12 protein-coding genes are annotated in these 20,605 nt (G+C 64.4%); 7 read left to right on the forward strand and 5 right to left on the reverse strand.

The window, feature by feature from the left end:
• Positions 1 to 12 precede the first annotated feature (12 nt).
• Together H8F01_RS15445 and rapA are read right to left on the reverse strand one after the other, a co-directional pair.
• Positions 13 to 450 (reverse strand): GFA family protein, encoded by a 438-nt coding sequence (locus tag H8F01_RS15445; RefSeq protein WP_187055959.1) that lies wholly within the window; start codon positions 448 to 450, stop codon positions 13 to 15.
• A gap of 36 nt (positions 451 to 486) precedes the next feature.
• Entirely contained in the window at positions 487 to 3,327 is a 2,841-nt protein-coding gene (gene rapA / locus H8F01_RS15450; RefSeq protein ID WP_187059320.1) for an RNA polymerase-associated protein RapA, read from the reverse strand.
• Between the two features lie 264 nt (positions 3,328 to 3,591).
• On the opposite strand from rapA, the gene pilV reads away from it, so the two are divergent.
• The 6 genes from pilV (at position 3,592) to H8F01_RS15480 (ending at position 13,088) form a co-directional block, all read left to right on the forward strand.
• Positions 3,592 to 4,122: a type IV pilus modification protein PilV gene (pilV, locus tag H8F01_RS15455; protein WP_187055960.1), complete on the forward strand. Its 531-nt coding sequence runs from the start codon at positions 3,592 to 3,594 to the stop codon at positions 4,120 to 4,122.
• Between the two features lie 16 nt (positions 4,123 to 4,138).
• Complete coding sequence (locus H8F01_RS15460; protein ID WP_187055961.1) at positions 4,139 to 5,275, forward strand: PilW family protein; 1,137 nt, start codon at positions 4,139 to 4,141, stop codon at positions 5,273 to 5,275.
• Positions 5,276 to 5,278: 3 nt separating this feature from the next.
• On the forward strand, positions 5,279 to 6,028 hold the full coding sequence (locus H8F01_RS15465; RefSeq protein ID WP_187055962.1) for a pilus assembly PilX family protein: 750 nt from the start codon (positions 5,279 to 5,281) through the stop codon (positions 6,026 to 6,028).
• 10 nt (positions 6,029 to 6,038) lie between these two features.
• On the forward strand, positions 6,039 to 11,966 hold the full coding sequence (locus H8F01_RS15470; RefSeq protein WP_187055963.1) for a hypothetical protein: 5,928 nt from the start codon (positions 6,039 to 6,041) through the stop codon (positions 11,964 to 11,966).
• Positions 11,963 to 12,382 (forward strand): type IV pilin protein, encoded by a 420-nt coding sequence (locus H8F01_RS15475; RefSeq protein WP_187055964.1) that lies wholly within the window; start codon positions 11,963 to 11,965, stop codon positions 12,380 to 12,382. The genes H8F01_RS15470 and H8F01_RS15475 overlap by 4 nt, the downstream gene beginning before the upstream one ends.
• Before the next feature lie 70 nt (positions 12,383 to 12,452).
• Positions 12,453 to 13,088, forward strand: a complete 636-nt coding sequence (locus H8F01_RS15480; RefSeq protein WP_187055965.1) for a GspH/FimT family pseudopilin — start codon at positions 12,453 to 12,455, stop codon at positions 13,086 to 13,088.
• A gap of 46 nt (positions 13,089 to 13,134) precedes the next feature.
• Here H8F01_RS15480 and H8F01_RS15485 read toward each other — a convergent pair whose 3' ends face one another.
• Positions 13,135 to 13,812 (reverse strand): Fe2+-dependent dioxygenase, encoded by a 678-nt coding sequence (locus H8F01_RS15485; protein WP_187055966.1) that lies wholly within the window; start codon positions 13,810 to 13,812, stop codon positions 13,135 to 13,137.
• 170 nt (positions 13,813 to 13,982) lie between these two features.
• The gene (locus H8F01_RS15490) at positions 13,983 to 16,307 is read right to left on the reverse strand and encodes a catecholate siderophore receptor Fiu (protein WP_187055967.1); all 2,325 of its coding nucleotides are present in this window, start codon (positions 16,305 to 16,307) and stop codon (positions 13,983 to 13,985) included.
• 293 nt (positions 16,308 to 16,600) lie between these two features.
• On the opposite strand from H8F01_RS15490, the gene panE reads away from it, so the two are divergent.
• The gene (gene panE / locus H8F01_RS15495; RefSeq protein WP_187055968.1) at positions 16,601 to 17,527 is read left to right on the forward strand and encodes a 2-dehydropantoate 2-reductase; all 927 of its coding nucleotides are present in this window, start codon (positions 16,601 to 16,603) and stop codon (positions 17,525 to 17,527) included.
• An 873-nt stretch (positions 17,528 to 18,400) separates the two neighbouring features.
• Here the strand turns inward: panE and H8F01_RS15500 are convergent.
• Positions 18,401 to 20,527: a M13 family metallopeptidase gene (locus H8F01_RS15500; protein ID WP_187055969.1), complete on the reverse strand. Its 2,127-nt coding sequence runs from the start codon at positions 20,525 to 20,527 to the stop codon at positions 18,401 to 18,403.
• Between the last annotated feature and the right edge of the window lie 78 nt (positions 20,528 to 20,605).

Consider the following 20,605-nt stretch of genomic DNA (forward strand, 5'->3'; position numbering starts at 1 on the left):
AAACATGCATAATCAGACGTGCAGCGGACCGTCCCAGCCTTCCAGGTACTTGGGAAGCTCGTCGACGATGTCAACGACGCGCGATGCGTAGAACAGATGCATGGCCGGCGCGAGGCGTTCGGGCAGCTGGCCGTCGTGATGCCGTGCAAAGCGGGCGTTCGGAATCACGATCATGCCCAACCGGTTGCGCCCATGAACCAGCTCGCCACAGTGGCGGCAGCTGGTGCGGTGCATATTGCGCACCGGGTGCGCGTAGTCGAGCAAGGCCGGGCTGTCGCCGTGGTACTCGACCTGTTCCGGCATCCATGCGGTGGCCATCAGCAGGCTCGAACCGTAAAGATCACGGCAGGCGTTGCAGTGGCAGACAGCGCGGGCCACCGGCTCACCCGTTACCTTCATGACGATGGCGCCGCAATCGCAGCGCAATGTCTCTTTGTTCACTTCTGACATCGCGAGCTTCCTTTCCGTCGAGCCGACTCCTGGCGCTTAACGCAGCGTCAGGAAGTCCGGGCTCACGACAAAGCGCACTGCATCCAGGCGCACGCGTGCTTCGGGCAAGGCCTTGAGCAGGGCGGTGCGTTCGTCGGCGATGGTGGCGATTTCCGCTTCGCTGATGGCCGGGTTCACGGCGCGCAATGCCAGCAGGCGGGCGAGTTCCGCGTCGAGCACGTCGGTGGCCATGGCTACGGCTTCATCGATGTCCACCCGGGCGCGTTCGCCAGCGATGGCCTCGGCCTTCTCCAGCATCGGCGGCACCAGCTTGCCGAGGAACTTGCGGTAACGCGCCACTTCAATGGTGCGGTCCGCGGCCTTGCGCAGGCCGATGTCACTGGGACGGAAATCCGCGCGTTCGGCCAGGCGCGTGTCGATGGTGACCACCACGGGCTGCGGCGGCAGGAAGCGTTCCGCGTCCAGCTTGCGGTCGGCCACGCATTCGATCAGGAACACGGCCTGCAGCAGGGCGCTGCGCGGCGGCAAGGCATCGTCGACCAGGAAGGCTGCATTGCCCTGCTCGTTGGACAGGGTCAGGTCCAGCGCACCCATCACCATCGGGTGATCCAGTCGCAGCAGCGGCAGTTCTTCGCGGGCCAGTGCCACCTCGCGCGAGAACGTCACCGCCTGCGGGCCCTCGGCAAAGCCGGGCAGGGCATCGGTGGACAGGTATTGCGGATCGAGCAGCAGCACGTTGCCGCCCAGTTCCTCGGCGTGGATGCCGAAGCGCTCCAGCAGGCCCTGGATGAAGGCGTCTCGGCTCGGATCCTGATCTTCGCGGGTGAATGCCTGCTGCAGTTCATCGGCATGCAGGTCGCGGCTGGCCGCCAGTTCGAGCAGGTGGTCACGGCCATCGCGGATCAGTGCGGCCATTTCCTCGTGCGCGCCACGCGTTTCGGCGAGCAGCACGTCCAGTTCCTGGTCGCGGTTGTCGTCGCCACGGGCGTGCTCGTCGGCCAGGCGAGCAAGTGCCTCGCCGAAGCGGCGCAGCAGCTCGCGGCCATCGGCCGGGCTCACGCGGAACGCATCGATGCCTTCGTCATACCAGCGCGCAAGCACGTGTTGCGCGCTGTCTTCCACGGCGAGCACGTGGATGCTGATGTCGTGCTTCTGGCCGATGCGGTCGAGACGGCCGATGCGCTGTTCCAGCAGGTCCGGATCCAGCGGCAGATCCCACAGCACCAGGCGATGGGCGAACTGGAAGTTGCGGCCTTCCGAGCCGATCTCCGAGCAGAGCAGCAGGCGTGCACCGTCGGGCTGCGCGAAGTACGCCGCATTGCGATCGCGCTGCACGATGCCCAGGCCTTCGTGGAAGCGGGCCACGCCCACGCCGCTGCGCGTGCGCAGGGCTTCTTCCAGTGCGAGCACCTTGGCCTGGCTGCGGCAGATCAGCAGGAACTTGTCCTGCGGATGCGCCTCGAGCAGGGTGATCAGCGTGTCGATGCGCGGATCGTTGCTGTAGTCGACCTCGATGGCCGGCGCTGGCTGCTGGATGTCGGCGTGGAACTCGGCCAGCAAGGCCTGCCGGCCGTCGTCGCTCAACGTGTCCTTGTCGATCAGGTGCCATACCGGCACGCGCTTCGGGAAGCCGCCGATGCTGGCGCGACGGTTGCGGAACATGGCGCGGCCGGTGCCGTGGCGGTCGATCAGCGCAGCGAGGATCTCGCGCGCGTTCTCCGGCTTGATGGCGTCGGCGAGGCGGGCAAGCAGGGCGTTGTCGCCGGCGAAGGCATGCTTCAGCGCGGCCAGCTGTGCGTCATCCAGCGGCTGGTTGCCGAGCAGGCGGTCGGCGATCTTCGACAGGCTGTGGAACGTTTCGGACTCGGACAGATAAACGTCCAGGTCGTGATAGCGCTGAGGGTCGAGCAGGCGCAGGCGCGCGAAGTGGCCACTGCGGCCGAGTTGTTCGGGCGTGGCGGTCAGCAGGATGACGCCGGGCGTGGCCGCGGCAAGCTGGTCCACCAGCGTGTAGCGCGGGCTGGCGGCTTCCGGGCTCCAGGCCAGGTGATGGGCTTCGTCCACCACCAGCAGGTCCCAGCCGGCATCGAGCAGCTGTTGCGAGCGGCGCGGCGACTGCTCCAGGAAGGTGAAGTCGGCGATGACGAGTTGTTCGTCCTCGAACGGATTGCCGGCGGGGTCGGCCTGCTCCAGCGCCTCGCAGCGCTCTTCGTCATAGATGGCGAAGCTGAGGTTGAAGCGGCGCAGCAGTTCCACGAACCACTGGTACACCAGCGTGTCCGGCAGCAGCACCAGCACGCGCCCGGCGCGGCCGGTGGCGAGCTGACGGGCGATGATCATGCCCGCCTCGATGGTCTTGCCCAGGCCCACTTCGTCGGCCAGCAGCACGCGGGGAGGGCGGCGCGACGAGGCGATGCCGGCCACGCGCAGCTGATGCGGCACCAGGCCAATGCGCGAGGCACCCAGGCCCCAGGCGGGCGAGCGGCGCGCCTCGGCACGGCGCTTGAGGCCTTCCAGGCGCAGCTCGAAATGCGAGACGGGGTCGGTGCGGCCGCCAATCAGGCGGTCATCGGCCTGGCTCACGCTCTGCTCGTCGTCGAGCTGGCCTTCTTCCAGTTCGCGGCCTTCGCCGCGGTACACCAGCAGGTCCTCGCGTACTTCCACCCGCTCCACCAGGAAGGCGATGCCCTTGCCAGCCACGCGCTGGCCGGGACGGAACTCCGCGCGCACCAGCGGCGCCGAGTCGATCGCATAGGGGCGTAGCACGCCCGCCTTGGCGAACAGCACCTGCACGCCGCGCCCTTCGACGCGCAGCACGGTGCCAAGGCCGAGCTCGGGCTCGGCGGTGGAGATCCAACGTTGACCAGGTACGAACATCATGGGGTAGGGGCGATTGCAGGGCTGGGGATTATCCGCCCTGAGACGTCTGTTGACCATCATGAAAACGTGGATGGAGTGGTGCATCACCCGGGCCCGGGCCGCGCCTGGGCCGGCCCCAGGCCACATTTCCGGTGTGATCGGCGTCACCGACGTCAGCGGAGGCCTGGCCGCTCGTCGGCAGATTCCTGCCTTTTATCGGGGAGCTCGCTGCTACCCGGTGGACTTCGAATAGATTTGGGCAAGGGTAAAGGGGGAAATCTCATGCGAACCGGGTCGCGCCAGCGAGGCGTCTCGCTGATCGAGGTATTGATCTCGATTGTGATCTTCAGTGTCGGCGTGCTGGGTGTGGCGCTGATGCAGATCAAGGGGATGCAGTTCACCAAGCAGTCCGGGTCGCGTACGGTGGCCATCCAGCAAGCCCGCTCGCTGGCCGATGCCATGCGCGCCAACCCCGACGGGGTTTACGGCGTGCAGGCTCAGTCGGCCATTGGTGCCCTGAATGGCGATGTCTCGAGCAGCTACTACCTGTATGACGGTAAGACGGCGACCAACGCCGGCAGTTGCGCCCCCAGCAACGTGGCCTGCGTGCAGGCAGCGGCGGATCTGAAGAACTGGCTGGCGGCGCTGACTGCCAATACGGCATCCCCGACGGGTAGCGCGGTGCGGGCCAAAATCGCGAAGAACCCCAACACGGGTGCGCTGACCATCGCCGTCAGCTGGAACGGCGTGGTGCCCGACCTCAATACCGGCGCCACCACCACCGAGTCGTACCAATTTGACTATCAGCCCTGAGGCGGTGCGTTCTCTCATGCGTCGATCCCTGCTTCCAGCCGCCGCGCGCGGTTTTTCCCTGATCGAGATGATGGTGGCGCTCGTGCTGGGCGCCATTGTCGTGGCCGGCATGGTCAGCCTTTTCTCGTCGAGCCGGCAGTCCTATCAGGTCCAGTCCGGCGACAACCTGCTACAGCAGAACCTGCGGTTTGCCGAGGACCGGCTGGGCTGGTCCCTGCGCATGGCGGATTTCTGGGGCGGCGACTCGATCAGTGCCAACAACCTGACTGTGGACTCCACCGCTTCGAACGTCGTCACCGCACTGGGCAAATGCAATGGCGCCTGGGCGACGGCGGTCAATCCCGCCACCACCGGTGGTGGTGGTGTGTATGGCTACGACGGCGCCTCCGCCTTTCCGTTTGACACCACCTGCATTGGCGGCAGCGCCAATTACGCGCCGGGCTCGCCGGTGCTGGTGGTGCGTTACGCCGACCCACAGATGCTGCCGCCCGGGCCCGCCGTGAGCGGTTTTGCGCCGGCGGAGTCCAGCACCATCAGCGGCAGCCCCAGCCAGGTGTTCGTGCTCAGCGTGCCGGCCTCGTCGGCACAGCTGTTCGCGGGCACGCCGCCCAGCACGAACAGCCCCGGCCTGCACCGGTATGCCTATGCCTACCACGTGGACATGTACTACCTGCAGCCGTGCGATGTGTACGTGTCCGGATCTACCTGCTCGGCCAGCGCCGACGGTGGCCACCCGCTGCCGACGCTGATGCGTCTTTCGCTGCAGTCCGATGGCACGCTCAAGTCGGAGCCGGTGGTGGATGGCATCGAGCAGCTCGACTTCGAATACGGCGTGGTGGTGGATCCTTCCGGGGCGCAGCTGACGCCGACGTACAAGTCGGCCACGGATGTCACCAGCGCCAACCTGTGGAGCAAGGTGATCTCGGTGCGCGTGTCCATGGTGGCCGTCAACCCGAATCGCGACATCAAGGTGCCGCACGTGCAGACATTCGCGCTGGGCACCCTTGGCAATTGCACCTACACCATCAACAACGCCAGCAACCCGACGGTCACGGGCTGCACCAGCCTTGTGCCGTATGGCGACAACCCCTGGCAGTACACGCGCGCCATGCAGTCGTTCGTGGTGCAGCTGCGCAACCAGATCAGGAGCTGAGACATGCACATGCACAATCAGGCCTGTGCGCGCACGATCGCGCGGGAACGCACCGGCACCGTGCGCCAGCGAGGCGCGGCCCTGTTCATGGGCATGGTGTTGATGATCGTGCTGACCATCATTGCGCTGGTGGCCATGCGTGGCACCATGCTCGACATGCGTTTGACCTCCGCCACGGCGCAACACCAGCTGGCGTTCGAGTCGTCGGAAGCCACGCGCGCCATCCCGGAAGCCGTGCTCGGTGCCTATGCGTACTACCACGGCTGGCCGCAGAAGTGGGGCGGCACCATTCCGGATGCGCAGTATCAGCTGAGCGATACGTTTCTTAATCGCAACAACTGGCTGACTATGCTCACGCCCAATAGCTCCGCCGGTACCGGATTGCAGAAGTCGTGCAATGGCGCCCTGGCCAATTTCATCCTGAACGTGCAGTGCATCAGCGGGCAGACGGACGCGTACAACTACACGCCCTCGCAATGGCCAGCCACCTTCGTGCTCAATTCCTGTGCCAGTGGCGGGACGACGACCTGTCCGTCAAACCTGCAGGCGACCAGCAACGTGGCCATCGTGCGTGACGGCGTGTCCACCAACGTGGGCTCCGGCGCGGCCGCGCAGCAGGGTTACGCCAGCATCGGCGTGGGCAACGCGCGCGGCGGTGCTTTGCTGATCTTGCAGATACGCAGCAGTACCAGTGTGGCAGGGGGCGGCAAAGCCGTCACGGTCGCGCAGTACCGCGTCAATATTGTGAATTGAGGACACTCACGTGACGAAGCCCGGATTCTCTTTGCGTGGGTGGCTGGTGGCGCTGCCGATTGCGCTGCTGACCGTGTTGGCGGTGTGGACCGTCGGTGCCCAGACGTCTGGCGCGACCATCCCCTCGGGCCCCATTTCGACGGGCCTGAACTCCAACTTCTCGATGTCGAACTACACGGCCTATCCGGCCGGCATCAACGCGCTCAGCGCGCCCGATGTGCCGCCGATCATCATGCTGGTGATGTCGCGCGATGAGCAGCTGTTCAACAAGGCGTACTCCGACTACACCGATCTGAACAACGACGGCACGCTGGATACAACGTACCTGGACTCGTTCACTTACAACGGCTATTTCGATCCGAACATCTGCTACACCTACACGAAGACAGGCCTGCCCGGTGGCGGGGCCGGGTACCAGGCGGCTGCGTCGGTGAGCGTGGGCGTGCACGAGTGCGCGTCCGGCAACAGCTACTGGAGCGGCAACTTCCTGAACTGGGTGGCCATGAGCCGCCTGGATATCATCCGGTGGACCTTGTACGGCGGTACGCGCCAGACAGACACCGCCACCGCAACGGTGCTGGAGCGCGCTGAGATTCCAGTCGACCTGCATTCCTGGGCCAAGGTCTACAGTGGCTCGGATATCAAGAACCTGACGCCGTTCACCACCACGACGACGTTCTGCAACACGTCGGGTGGCAACACTGCGACGGCTACAGGCATAGCGACGGCGGGGAAGGCGTCCAGCACGTCACCGTCAGCTGGCAAGGGCCAGAACGACGTCAGTGATACCGGTATCTGGACAACGGCCAACCCGAGTACGTCGGCATCTGGCGTGATGAGTACGCCGTTCATCCGCACGGCGACAGGTGCATGGAACGACTGGGCATCCACCGCCAAGGTTCAGTGCATGAACCCGACCGGCATCAGCGACGGCAGCAATGTCGACAGCGCCAGGCCGCCAACCACGACCATCAAGGACTATGTGGCGCGCGTGCAGGTTTGCCAGAGTCCCACCAGCACGTCCACGCCGCCGGTGGAATCCTTCTGTGTCGCGCAGCCCAATGGCACCAGCACCAAGCCGGAAGGCCTGCTGCAGAAATACAGCAAGGGTGACAACTACGAGAAGCACTTTGGCCTGGTGACGGCATCGTCCGTGCAGGCCCGTGGCGCGGGGCAGGTGAGACGAAACGTCGGCATGCTTGAGGGCAATGGCAGTGGTACCGATACCTGTCATGTGGACAGCACCGGTGCGGGCGACAATGACGAGTTCGACAGCCAGACGGGCCAGTTCTGTTACAAGGAGAAAGGCGCGGTCCCATACGAGGGCATTGTTTACACCGTCGACCGTTTCCAGATTTCGGGGTGGACCTACGAGACATCGGGATCCGACGCGGGGTACTACGACTATGGCGTCGTGGGAAGCACCACCGGCTGTACAGCCGACAGCACCCCCTGGGGGGCGCGCGGCTCCAAGTTGCTTGGGGCTCCGAAAATGTGTCCGGATTTCGGCAATCCGCTGGCGGCCATGTATGCCACGACGCTTCAGTACCTTCAGGGATCGCCGGTAGCGCCGGATACGTCCGACGTTCTGCCGCATCCGGTATGGACGGACCCTTACGGCACGCCGGCGAACTCGTCGACTCAGCGTAATGCCCAGTGTGCGGGCTGCTCCATTGTGCTGATCAGCAGCGGCCTCAATACCTTCGATGGTCCGGGCGTGCAGACCCTGCCTTCGGTGGCCAGCCTGTCGCCCACGACACAGACGGGCAATATCTTCAGCACCGAGCAACTCAGTGGTAACTATCTCCTTTCGGAGAAGTACACCTCGTCTTCCGTAACGCCCACCTTGACGGTAGGCAATCAGACCACCAGCGATATGGCCGCGTGTCTGAGTGCGACCATATCCAACCTGAATTCGCTGGTCGGTATCTGTAACGGTGCGCCGGGCCAACAAGGCGGTTACCTGTTGGCGGGCATGAGCCTGGGTGCGTGGAATGCGGCGGGCAGTGCTCCCATCCGTTCCGACAGCCACGTGCCCAGCACGTTCCAGATCAAGACCTACGGGGTGGCGCTGTCCGACAACCTGCCGTCTTTCACGATCAACGTGGGCAGTGGTTCCATCACGCTGTCGCCGAGCTGCCGCTCCACCCCAAACAACCCGGCTGCAGCGACGAATCCTGGCCAGCCCACGTCGTGCTACATCGGCAGCGTGCAGATCGGTGCGCAGAGCACCTATAACCTCAGCGCGACAAAGACCGGGCTCAATACCTACGGCATGATGCCATCGACGGGCTATACGAACGTCGGTAGCTACTATTTTGTCTGGGAAGACTCGCAGTACGGTTCCGACCACGACCAGGACGTGAACAACATCATCTCGTACTGCGTGGGTGGGAGCTGCAAGCAGCCGTCCACGGTGATTACGGGCGGCGTCGCCATCTGTGACCCGGTGGTGGTCAATGGCGCAGTGTCGACTGCCGACAAGGTCAATAGTGCCAACGCCATTTTCGGCGGCGCCTGCAACTCGAACGGTACCCTGGCGGTCTCGGTCGGCGACAACGATGTGCTGATCCGCAACCAGATCGTGGCCTATAGCTCGAGCTACATGTATGTGGGTTACTCGATCAGCGGCACCACGGCGGATGGCCTCAATGAGACCTATATCACCAATGGTGGTTCGCTGAGCAGTCAGGCGCAGAACGGCGCGGTCTTCAACTGCAATCTGTTGAGCGGTTCCAGTGGCACCGACTGCAAGAGCGCGCCTGTTGTGCAGAGGTTCACGCTGGGCACCGCGGCGCCGGTGGCGCCGCTGCCCACGCCCATGTGGTACGCAGCCAAGTACAGCGGTTTCTCGGGTACCACGCCATCGTTGCCGGCGGGGCAGGACCCCTCCAACTACTTCTTTGCCCGCAACGCCGGTCAGCTGAAGGCCCAGCTGGATTCGGTGTTCCAGTCGATCACCTCGCTGGCGGCGAACAACTTCGGCAACGCCACCACGCCTTCGTCCAGCAACGACGTGCAGGGCGATGGCCTGGCGTACCAGGTTCAGTACTACATGCAGCGCAACGGCGTGAACTGGACCGGTGACCTGCTGGCGCTGTGGACCGATTCCAGCGGCTATCAGCGCGAAGGCACCGTAAGCAGCACCGGCAACCAGGAGCTGGATTCGTCGGCGGCGTACGTCGTCAACGGCCCGGACAAGTCGCAGGGTGCGTTGCCGGGCGCGATGGTCCAGTACCGCTGCTCGGTGGCTCCGACCTCTACCGGGTCTACCAATTTCGATCCTTCCGCGAGCAGCTCCTGCTCGCCGGTGAGTGCGTCCAACCCGCTGATTCCGGCATGGGACGCCGGCAACCTGCTGAATGCCTATTACGATCCGACCTCGTCGTCGGGCAAGGCGGCAATCGCCAACCTGGCCCTGCAGCGCGATTACGGTACGGATTCGGGTAGCGGCTCGGAGATTGGCCGCCGTTACATCTTCACCTACCTGCCGACGGTGGCCAGCGGCAACTGGGCGCCCAACGGCAGCACGGCCACCGGCACCATCGTCAACGGCGTCCAGACCGATTTCGTGTGGAACGCCAACAGTTGTTCGTCGACCGGCGTGTATACGCCCGGGGCGCAGGCGGGCTTCTGCGGCACCTACGACACGACCAACAAGGTGCGCAACGGCAATTACAGCCTGCTCAACGAGGCGAGCCCGACCCTGGCGCAGGAGCTGGTCAACTGGGTGCGCGGCGTGGAATCGACGGACTACCGCAGCCGCACCACGGTATCCAGCAATGCGGCGAACACCTATCGCCTGGGTGACATCATCGACTCGTCGCCGATGATCGTGGGCACGCCGGCCGAGTCGTATGACACGCTGTACAACAATGCCAGCTACGGCGCCTACCGGCTGAACTACACCAACCGTCGCCAGATGGTTTACGTGGGCGGCAACGACGGCATGCTGCATGCCTTCAATGGCGGCTTCTATGTGCCGGCGCAGACGGCGGCCACGGTGGGTGGCAGTTCGTCGACGAGTACGCCGGATCCCACGGCCTATCGTCAGCTGCCGTCGTCGCTGAGCCTTTCCTCGGGTGACAGCAACGTCAAGCTGGGCAACAACTGGACACTGGGCCAGGAGGTCTGGGCGTTCATTCCTGGCAACCTCTTGCCGCACCTGCGCTGGCTGGCCGACAAGAACTACACCCACGTGTTCTACGTGGACGGTTCTCCGGTGGCCAGCGACGTGCAGCTCTGGGGGAAAGGAACGAGCACGTCGTGCTTGTCCGGCCAGGCGGCGGCTGCCGACATCGATACCCAGGGCCATGTCTGCGGTTGGGGCACGGTGATCGTGGTGCCGTTCCGACTGGGTGGTGGTTACATTCAGGTCGATACGGTGGGTGGTACCGGTGCTACCGCAGCGACCAAGCAGAACTCCAACGCCGCTTATGTGGTGCTGGACGTGACCGACCCGGAGATTCCGCCGACGGTGCTCGGCGAGATCACCACGGCCAGCTACAACGCGACGTCGGGCTATACGGCCGGTACCTTGACCACCTCGGCCCCGAGCTTCGTGGCGCACAAGGAAACGGACGGCCTGCTGCACTTCCTGCTGGCCATTGCGTCGGGACCGGGCGACAACGGTGGCCCGCTGCCCAGCACCAACTCCACGGGCATTCCGAACAACGTGCTGTGGTGTGGTACCTCGCAGACTGCCGGCAACAAGGTGGTGCAGGCGCCGTGCAACAGCACCTTGGGTGTGTCGATCTACGATCTCTCGGCCATGGTGGGGAACTCCACCACAGCCCCGTCCAGCACCCCGGTGAAGACGTTCACCAACGGGCCGGCCAATAGCTTTGCCGGTGACCTGGTGGCCTCGGACTTCAACCTCAACTTCAGTGATGAAGCGGTGTACTTCGGCGTGACCACCAATCCGACAGCGGGGACGGCGACCGACGGTACCTATACCGACAAGACGCCGTTCTCCGGTGGCCTGTACAAGATCGACATGAACACCGGCGCGACCACGCTGAAGGGGCAGCCCAGCTCGACCGACGTGAGCGATCCCAGTACGTGGCTGTTGACCAAGATCATGGACCTGTCCCAGCCCGTGACCATCCGTCCGACGCTGGCAACGGACAGCACCGGACGGCCGATGATCTACTTCGGCACGGGGCGCTCCTACACGCAGGACGACAACAGCGGCAACTCGCTGCAGGGCACGCAGCAGCAGTACATCTATGCCATCACCGATGTCAGCCTGCTGACCGGCATGCCGACGAACTGCCTGACGTTGCCGATCAGCACAACGTCGCTCTACAACTCGTCCACCACCACGCTGGGCAGCACGGGAACCATTGCCGTGGGTAAGGGCAGTGGTCTGAGCAACTCGTCGAGCATCACGGACATCAATGCGCTCACGACGGCGTTGTCGTCCACGGATACGGTGGCCACCGATACCAACTACCAGTGCTATGTGTACAACGGCTGGATGTACGCATTGACCCCGGGCGTGCAGGCGGCCAGCACGGGCACCGCGGCAAGCACGGCGCAGCCGTCCGAACGCGTGGTGAGCAGCCAGGTGCTGTATGCGCAGATCCTGCTGACTCCGACGTATATTCCGCCGGGCGCCGCGGCGATTGCGGCGGCGAATTCCTCGGTGTGCAACCCGATTCCGGTGCCCGGCACCAGCAACTTGTACGGTATGAACTATCTGACCGGCACGGCGAGCATCGGCATGCTGAGTTCGTTCGGCGCAAAGGGCGGCGTGGTCAATATCGCCGTTTCCCTGGGCAGCGGCCTGGCGTCGTCGCCGGTGCTGCATACCGGCAACAACGCGGTGAGCGCCGCGTTTGGCCTGAGCGGCGGCACCACCTTGCAGAATGTCAGCGGAATGAAGACCCCCACCAACGCCGAAATTTCCTGGCGTGAACCGGCGACTAATCAATGAAGACGAACGCACGAGCCAATCATGGCTTCACTCTGGTGGAGCTGGCGATCACCATGGTGATTCTGGCGATTCTTGCTTCGCTGGCCTTGCCGTCTTACCGGCAATACATCCTGCGCGGGCACCGGGCGGACGCCACCCGGGCCCTGCAGGACGTGGCCAGCCGTGAGGAGAGCTATTTCTTCTCCAACAGTGGATACACTGCATCGCTGACAACGCTGGGTACCAACTCCAGCGTGGCGGGGCAGTATTTCACCGTGACCTTGGCATCAAGCAGCTCGTCGGTTTACACCGCGACTGCGACAGCACAGGGCTCGCAGGCGAAGGACGCACTGTGTACCTCGTTCTCAATTGACCAGGTTGGGCGCAAGACCGTCACTGGCACGGGTTCGCCGACCGATTGCTGGGGAACGCAGTAACCGCCGCGATGCAGCAGCGCAGTTTCCGCGAAACATGCAGCAGGCAGGGGCCTTGAGCGCGATGATGATCATGACCACACACAACCGCAGGATCGAAAGCGCCGACAGGCAGGCCAGTACGCGTGCCACGCGCAGCCGTGCCCAGGGTGGTTTCACGCTTATCGAAATGGTCATAGCGATCATCGTCGCCGGCATTCTCCTGACCATCGCCATACCGAGCATGCGCAGCTTCATGCAGCGCGATCGCGTGGCGGCCCAGGCCAATGGGTTGCTTGCCGACTTGCAGTACGCGCGTGGACAGGCGGTGGCCACGCATGGTTATGTGTCTGTGTGCGCGTTGTCGACGGCCAGTGGCACAACGTGCGACACGTCGGACGGCAACTTCGGTCAGGGGTGGATGATCTTCACCACGACAACGCCAGGTGCTGCATACAGTGCAACGGGCAGCACGCTGTTGCGTGTTCAGGAAGCGCCGACGACGACGTCGATCGCGTACTCGTCCAACGGCATTCTGACGTATGACACGTTTGGGCACCTGTGGGTTGGCAGCAGCAGCCAGAGCGGGGCATCGTCGTTCATCATCTGCGCGTATGCGGCGGGTGCCAGCATCAACACGCATCTTGTCCCCGGCTCAAAGCTCACCATCTCCGCTTCCGGACGCACGGTGACCGGGCCGATGAGTACGACCGATACCTGCAGCAGCTAACCGGCTGTGCCCGAGGCGGCGCAGCGTCGGACTGAGGGCAGGGGCATCAGGTCTGCGCCCACTGCCTGAGCAGGTTGTGATACACGCCGGTCAGTTGCAGCAGCGCCTGCGGATCGGCCTGGCTGCGGGTCAGCGTCTGGATGGAAGCATCCAGTTCAAACAGCAGGCGACGCTTGCTGTCGTCGCGGATCAGGCTCTGCACCCAGAAGAACGCGGCGATGCGTGCGCCGCGCGTTACAGGTGCCACGCGGTGCAGGCTGCTTGATGGATAGACGATGACGTCGCCGGCGGGCAGCTTCACTTCGTGCTCGCCGTAGGTGTCGCTGATGATCAGCTCGCCGCCGTCGTATTCCTCCGGTTCGGCCAGGAACAAGGTGCAGGAGACATCGCTGCGCAGTTGTTCACCGCCTCCCAGCGACATCACCGCGCCATCCACGTGGAAACCGTATTGCCCGCCGCCTTCATAGCGATTGAAGCGTGGCGTGAGCGTGCGCAGCGGCAGGGTAGCCGCGTGATAGAGCGGGTTCTTGGCCAGCGCGTCCAACACCACACTTCCAAGCTCTGCGCGCAATGGCGAGGCATCGGGCAGCTGCAGATTGCGCTTCACCTTGGCGCCCTGTGGACCGACGGTTTCGCGGCCGTCGGTCCACGTGGCCTCATCGAGCGAGGCGCGGATGGTGCGCAGCTGGGTCGCGTCGAGGATGTTGGGGATGTGCAGCAGCATGGTGAAGTCCGGTGTTGGATGCGCTGGCTTACGTGTCCAGCGCTTGCCTGTTATTCCCTCACCGTCATCCCTGCGAAAGCAGGGATCCAGCGTCTTTTGCCTTGGTGTGCAACTTCAAAGTCACTGGATTCCAGCTTTCGCTGGAATGACGAGCAGGGGCGGACGCATCGTCAGAAACGAACATTCGCCGTGATCATTGCCGAGCGCGCCGTGCCCGGCGTGTAACGGTAGCCGCTCTTGTTGATGGCCGCGACATAATCCTTGTCGAACAGGTTGTACAGGTTCAGGCGCAGATCGAAGTTCTTGTTGATGGGGTAGGACGCCATGGCGTCGAACACCCAGTAGGCCTTCGTGTAGGACGGCGTGCCGATGGCGCTGTCGGTGCCGCGCTGCATCTCGCCGTTGTAGCGCGCGCCGCCGCCGATGGTCAGGCCGAACGGCAACAGGTAGCTGGTCCAGCTGGTGAAGGCCTTGGTGGGCGTATAGGCTAGGTCGGAGGAGCCATCCTGTGCCACGGCGGTGCCGGACAACACGCTGGCATTCATGGTGGTGAAGCCCGCACTGACCGCCCAGTTGTCGGTGAGCTTGCCCACGGCGCTCAGTTCCACGCCCTGCACGCGTTTCTTGCCGATCTGGTAGTAGAGCAGGGTGACCGGATCCTGCACGAGGTCGTTGCTTACCGTGGTCTGGTACAGCGCGCCGGTGAGCAGGATCTTCTCGTCGAGCAGTTCCCACTTGGTACCGATTTCATAGGTGCGGGCGCGCTCGGGCTCCAGGTTCGGGTTGTCCAGGCTGTTGGATGAACTGGACAGCGTGAGCGTGTTGCCGCCCGGTGGCTCGGCCGACACCGCGTAGTTGACGTAGAACGAGCCGTTCGGCGTCGGCTTGTAGAGCACGCCGAGCTTCCAGTTCCACAGGTTGTCGCTCACGCTGGTGGTCAGGCCCGGCACCACGGCGCCGGTGGGCAAAGTGCCGCACGCGGGGCCGCTCTTGCCGCCACAGGCCACGGCGCTGGAGTAATCCGTGTCGTAGTGATCCATGCGCACGCCGGCGTTCACCTGCCAGTGCGTGCCGAACTTCAGCGTGTCGAACACGTACGCCGACGCGGTGTCCGTCTTGCCGTTGGTGTAGGCACCGTTCTGGCCGTAGAGCAGGCCCGTCACGTCCGAGTCCGGGTGGTACAGGTTGGCGGCCGGCCACGTGGTGCCGTTGAGGGCGACGTAGCCCAGCGAGGTGGCCTTCTCCTCCGTCAACTCGATGCCGCTGCTCAGGTTGTGCGTGACCGCGCCCGTCTCGAAGTTGTAGGTGACGTTGGCCTGGTCGGTAAGGATGCGGTTGGTCTGGTGCTTGAACGTCGGGTTGCTGCGCGCGATGGTCCACGTGGAGGGATCATTCGGGTTGGGCGTGAGCAGGTTGGCCGCCGTACCCATGAAGGAGGTCAGCAGATAATCCTCGAAGGTGCGGCCCCAGCGCAGCGTGTTGTGGAACACCAGCTGGTCGTTGAAGTCATGCTCGAGGCGCGCGGTGAACATGTCCGCGGTGACATGGTCGTGATCCGCCGTGGTGCCGTAGAAGTTGGACGAATCCACGGCCGGAGCGTCGGTGAGGAACGGGCGCTTGGGGTCGGGGCTGCTGTAGCCCGGCAGGCCGATGGTGGGCACGCCGCCATCGGGCACGTTGTTCTGCTTCACATGCATGTAATCCAGATACACGCGCGTGGCGGTGCCAAGACCGAAGGCAAAGCTCGGCGCCACGGCCCAGCGATTGTTCTCCACCTTGTCACGACCCGGCACGCCGCTGTCCTGGTCCATCACGTTGAGGCGGAAGGCCGAGGTGGCGGACACGCTCTGGTTCCAGTCCGCGGTGACGCGACGCTGGTCGGCGCTGCCGTAGGAGAACGATGCACTCACGCCGTTGCCCAGTTCCGGCTGCTTGCTCACCATGTTGATGGCACCGGTGGGCGCGGTGCGGCCGTTGTCCGTGCTGGCCGGTCCCTTGATCACTTCCACCGACTCGGTGTTGAACACGTCGCGCGAAATGGTGCCGAGGTCGCGCACGCCATCCACGAAGATGCTGCCCGAGGTATCGAAGCCGCGCATGTAGATCGCGTCACCGGTGGAAGTCGAACCGTTCTCGCCCACATAGAACGTGCCCACGCCCGGGCTGTTGCGCAGCGCGTCGGTCAGGGTGGTGGCGCCCTGCTGCAGGAACAGGTCCTTGGTGATCACGCTGATGGTCTGCGTGGTGTCCAGGATGGGCTGGGTGTACTTGGGCGAGGCAAGGTTGTCCGCCTTGTAGTCGCCGGTGGCCGAAGCCTCCACCTGCACGCCGGCCAGATTCTTGGCCGAGGCGGGCGCGGTGGTGGTGGTGGCATCGTCCGGCGAGTCCACGGCCAGCGCCGGCTGCGCCATGGCCAGTCCCGTCATGAGGGTGGCGGTGGCGACGCTGAGGGCGCTGCGGGAAACAGGGTGCTTGCGGCTCGTGATGTGGGCCATGGGGTGCTCGTCGTGAATGGTGGGGTATCGATCGGCCTTGGTAGGCCGGCGATTCGACGAGTAGCGGCGGCGGGCGTCGATCGCTGCATGAATCCAGTTGCCTGATTCGGTATGCCTTGCCAGGCAGGTGATCCGTCACCTGAAGCGACCCGCCGGCGTGCATTCAGTAAATGTTATTGGTAATGAGAATGAGTTGCAATTGATTGCATGAAACTGACACCGACCTTCGTAGGAAAGTGCGACTGCGTGTGTCTGGGTTAGCCTCTACCGCCTGAGTATTCGGAGGACAAACCATGCGGACGTTGGTGATTGGTGCAGGGGCAACAGGCGGCTATTTCGGCGGACGCCTGCTGGAAGCGGGGGAGGATGTGACGTTTCTGGTGCGCGAGAAGCGCGCGGCGCAACTGGCCGAGCATGGGCTGGTGATCCGCAGCAGCTTCGGCGATGCCACACTGCCCAACCCGCCCACGGTGCAGGCGGGCGATCTGCGCGGCACCTACGACCTGATCCTGCTGAGCTGCAAGGCCTACCACCTGCCGCAGGTGATCGAGGACATGGCGCCCGCCGTAGGGCCGGACACCGCCATCCTGCCCGTGCTCAACGGCATGCGGCACCTGGATTTGCTGGATGCGCGCTTTGGCGCACAGCGCGTGTTGGGCGGCCAGTGCGTGATCGCCGCCACGCTGGATGCGCAGGGCGTGGTGCGCCATCTCAACCAGTCGCATGGCGTGACGTTCGGCGAGCGCGATGGCACGCGTTCGGAGCGCGTGGAGCGGATTCTTGCCTCCATGTCGAAGGCGAAGTTCGAGCCGCGCCTGAGCACCAGCGTCCTGCAGGACATGTGGGACAAGTGGGTATTCCTGGCCTCCCTGGCCAGCATCACCTGCCTGATGCGTGCACCCGTGGGCGACATCATGGCGGCGCCGGGTGGCGAGAAGGCCACGCTGCAGCTGCTGGACGATTGCCGCAGCGTGGCGGAGCACAACGGCCACGCGCCCAGCGATGCGGTGCTGGCGCGCGCGCGTGGCGTGCTGACTGAAAAGGGCTCGGCGTTGAGCGCGTCGATGATGCGCGATCTGGAGCAGGGCGGCCAGATCGAGGCGGATCATGTGGTGGGCGATCTGCTGGCGCGTTCCGATGCAAGCGATGCATTGCCCATGCTGCGCACGGCGTATGCGCACTTGAAGGCGTACGAGGCGCGGCGTTCGCGCGGGAAGTAACCCGCCAGCCGTCCTCGCCCCTGTAGGAGCGCACCCTGTGCGCGACAGCTCTGCAATGAGGCATCAACGCGGCTCTTCGGTCGCGCACAAGTGAGCTCCTACAAGTACGCAGGGAGCGCTGTAGGAGCGCGCTTGCGCGCGACAACGCACTGCTCCTGTGGAAGCACACCCTGTGCGCGACAGCTCTGCACTGAGGTATCAACGCGGCTCTGCGGTCGCGCGCAAGCGCGCTCCTACAAGTACGCAGGGAGTGCTGTAGGAGCGCGCTTGCGCGCGACAACGCACTGCTTCTGTGGAAGCACGCCCTGTGCGCGACAGCTCTGCACTGAGGTATCAACGCGGCTCTGCGGTCGCGCGCAAGCGCGCTCCTACAAGTACGCAGGGAGCGCTGTAGGAGCGCGCTTGCGCGCGACAACGCACCGCTCCTGTGGAAGCACGCCCTGTGCGCGACAGCTCTGCACTGAGGTATCAACGCGGCTCTGCGGTCGCGCGCAAGCGCGCTCCTACAAGTACGCAGGGAGTGCTGTAGGAGCGCGCTTGCGCGCGACAACGCACTGCTCCTGTGGAAGCGCACCCTGTGCGCGACAGCTCTGCACTGAGGTATCAACGCGGCTGTGCGGTCGCGCGCAAGCGCGCTCCTACAGATACGCAGGTAGCGCTGTAGGAGCGCGCTTGCGCGCGACAACGCACTGCTCCTGTGGAAGCGCACCCTACGCGCGACAGCTCTGCACTGAGGCATCGGCGCGGCTCTGCGGTCGCGCACAGGGTGCGCTCCCACAGTTAACCTCCCGTGGTGCGTCACGCACCAAAGAAAAAGGGCGCTGCATCAGCAGCGCCCTTTCCTGTTACAGACGTCCAAACGTCAGTGACGCATTACCAGATCTTCACCTGCTTGTCGCCCGAGCGCACCATGGTGTCGCCCGGCTTGCACTGGTAAGCGCTGGCAAAGGCTTCCATGTTGGACGGAGCGCCGATGGCACGCAGCGAAGCCGGAGCATGCGGGTCGGTGTTCAGACGCAGCAGGGCTTCCTTCTCGCGGATATTGCTGCGCCACACGCGGGCCCAGCTCAGGAAGAAGCGCTGGTCTTCGGTGTAGCCGTCGATCTTCTCGCCGGCTTCCTGCGGGTTCTTCTTCAGCGCTTCCTGCAGGGCGTCGTACGCCACGTTCAGGCCGCCCAGGTCGGCGATGTTCTCGCCCAGGGTCAGCTTGCCGTTGACGTGCGCATCCGGCTTGTCCTTGACCGGGGTGTAGTCGTTGAACTGGGCCACCAGGCGGTCGGTGCGCTGGTCGAACTTCTCGCGGTCTTCCTTGGTCCACCAGTTGGCGTTGTTGCCTTCGCCGTCGAACTGGCTGCCTTCGTCGTCAAAGCCGTGGCTGGCTTCGTGACCGATCACGGCGCCGATGCCGCCGTAGTTGATCGCGTCGTCGCCGTTGGCATAGAAGAACGGCGGCTGCAGGATCGCGGCCGGGAAGTTGATCGTGTTGTCGGTCGGGTTGTAGTAAGCGTTGACCGTCTGCGGGGTCATGCCCCAATCCTTGCGGTCGGTCGGCTTGCCGATCTTGTTCAGGTCGTACTGGTAGTTGAACTTGGCGGCGGCCATGACGTTGCCGTAGTAGTCGCCTTCCTTCACGTCCAGGCCGTCCCAGCTACGCCACTTGTCCGGGTAGCCGATCTTGGGCAGGAAGGTATCCCACTTGGCGATGGCCTTCTGCTTGGTGGCGTCGCTCATCCAGTCGAGGTTCTGGATGCGCGTCTTCAGCGAGTTGCGCACGTTGGTCACCAGCACTTCGGCGCGTTCCTTGGCTTCCGGCGTGAACACCTTGGCCACGTACAGCTGGCCCAGCGCTTCACCCATCGACTCGTTCACGCCGCCGAGCACGCGCTTCCAGCGCGGCTTCTGTTCCGGCTGGCCGGAGAGCGTCTTGCCGTAGAAGTCGAAACGGTTGTCCTGGAAGGCCTTGCTCAGCAGCGGCGAGGCGTCGTCGATGGTGTGGAAGCGCAGGTAGGCCTGCCACTGGTCGATCGGGGCGCTGGCCAGCAGCTTGTCGAACTCGGCGAAGAACTTCGGCTGCGACAGGGAGAAGCCCTTGTCGACGGTCACGCCCTGCGCCTTGAAGAAATCTTCCCAGCTGAAGTGCGGGGTGATCTTGTCCGCTTCCTTCACGGTGACGAAGTGGTACTGGTTCTCCGGGGTGCGCAGTTCCACCGGCGCCAGCGAGGCCTTGGCCAGCTCGGTTTCGAACGCCAGCACCTGGTCGGCCTGCTTCTTCGCATCGGCTTCGGACACGCCGGTCAGCTCGAGCGACTTGGCGATGTGGGCGACGTAGGCGTCGCGGATTTCCTTGTACTTCGGATCGGCGTAGTAGTCCTTGGTCGGCAGACCCAGGCCCGCCTGCATGGTGAAGCCGATCTGCATCTTGGCGTCCTTGAAGTCGGCGCCGGAGCCGAACTGGAACACCTGCATGTCACCCGTGGCGAAGTTCTGGGTGAGGTAGCCGGCCACGTCCTTGCCGGACTTCAGCGCGGCAATGGCGTCGAGCTTGGGCTTGATCGGATCGAAGCCAGCCTTTTCGATGGCGGCCTCGTCCATGCCGGAGGCGTACAGGTAGCCGATCTTCTGCTCGATGGAGCCGGCCTTGGCGTTGGCGGCGTCCTTGGCGGCAGCGTCGACGATGTCGTGCTGGGTGTTGAGGCTGTCCTCGGCCAGCTTGTCGAACGCGCCCCAACGGGTGCGGTCGTTCGGGATCGGGTTGGCGGCGATCCACTTGCTGTTGACGAAACCGTTGAAGTCCTGGCAAGCCTGGATGTTGCTGTCCAGCTCGCCGATGTCGAACACGCTCTTGGGTGCGGCGGCTGCCGTGGCGGCGGTGCTGGCTGGGGCCGGCGCGGTGCTGCTGGCGGCCGGGGCCTTCTCGGCGTCTTCGTGCTTGCCGCAGGCGCTGAGCGACAGGGCAAGGCTCACGGCGAGAGCGATGGGCTTCAGATACGGTTTGGTCATGGAAATCCCTCTGTGGGTACGGTGGCCGCGCAGGACAGCCGGTAAGTTCAGCGATCGCGTGGGTCCCTGACGCGACCC

Origin of the sequence: Dyella telluris (assembly GCF_014297575.1) — a bacterium.
Classification (GTDB): Bacteria; Pseudomonadota; Gammaproteobacteria; order Xanthomonadales; family Rhodanobacteraceae; genus Dyella; species Dyella telluris.

What these genes read in the sequence shown, in the direction of transcription:
- H8F01_RS15445 (WP_187055959.1), bottom strand. Translation starts at nt 450, where the DNA reads ATGTCAGAAGTGAACAAAGAGACATTGCGCTGCGATTGCGGCGCCATC.
- rapA (WP_187059320.1), bottom strand. Translation starts at nt 3,327, where the DNA reads ATGTTCGTACCTGGTCAACGTTGGATCTCCACCGCCGAGCCCGAGCTC.
- pilV (WP_187055960.1), top strand. Translation starts at nt 3,592, where the DNA reads ATGCGAACCGGGTCGCGCCAGCGAGGCGTCTCGCTGATCGAGGTATTG.
- H8F01_RS15460 (WP_187055961.1), top strand. Translation starts at nt 4,139, where the DNA reads ATGCGTCGATCCCTGCTTCCAGCCGCCGCGCGCGGTTTTTCCCTGATC.
- H8F01_RS15465 (WP_187055962.1), top strand. Translation starts at nt 5,279, where the DNA reads ATGCACATGCACAATCAGGCCTGTGCGCGCACGATCGCGCGGGAACGC.
- H8F01_RS15475 (WP_187055964.1), top strand. Translation starts at nt 11,963, where the DNA reads ATGAAGACGAACGCACGAGCCAATCATGGCTTCACTCTGGTGGAGCTG.
- H8F01_RS15480 (WP_187055965.1), top strand. Translation starts at nt 12,453, where the DNA reads ATGACCACACACAACCGCAGGATCGAAAGCGCCGACAGGCAGGCCAGT.
- H8F01_RS15485 (WP_187055966.1), bottom strand. Translation starts at nt 13,812, where the DNA reads ATGCTGCTGCACATCCCCAACATCCTCGACGCGACCCAGCTGCGCACC.
- H8F01_RS15490 (WP_187055967.1), bottom strand. Translation starts at nt 16,307, where the DNA reads ATGGCCCACATCACGAGCCGCAAGCACCCTGTTTCCCGCAGCGCCCTC.
- panE (WP_187055968.1), top strand. Translation starts at nt 16,601, where the DNA reads ATGCGGACGTTGGTGATTGGTGCAGGGGCAACAGGCGGCTATTTCGGC.
- H8F01_RS15500 (WP_187055969.1), bottom strand. Translation starts at nt 20,527, where the DNA reads ATGACCAAACCGTATCTGAAGCCCATCGCTCTCGCCGTGAGCCTTGCC.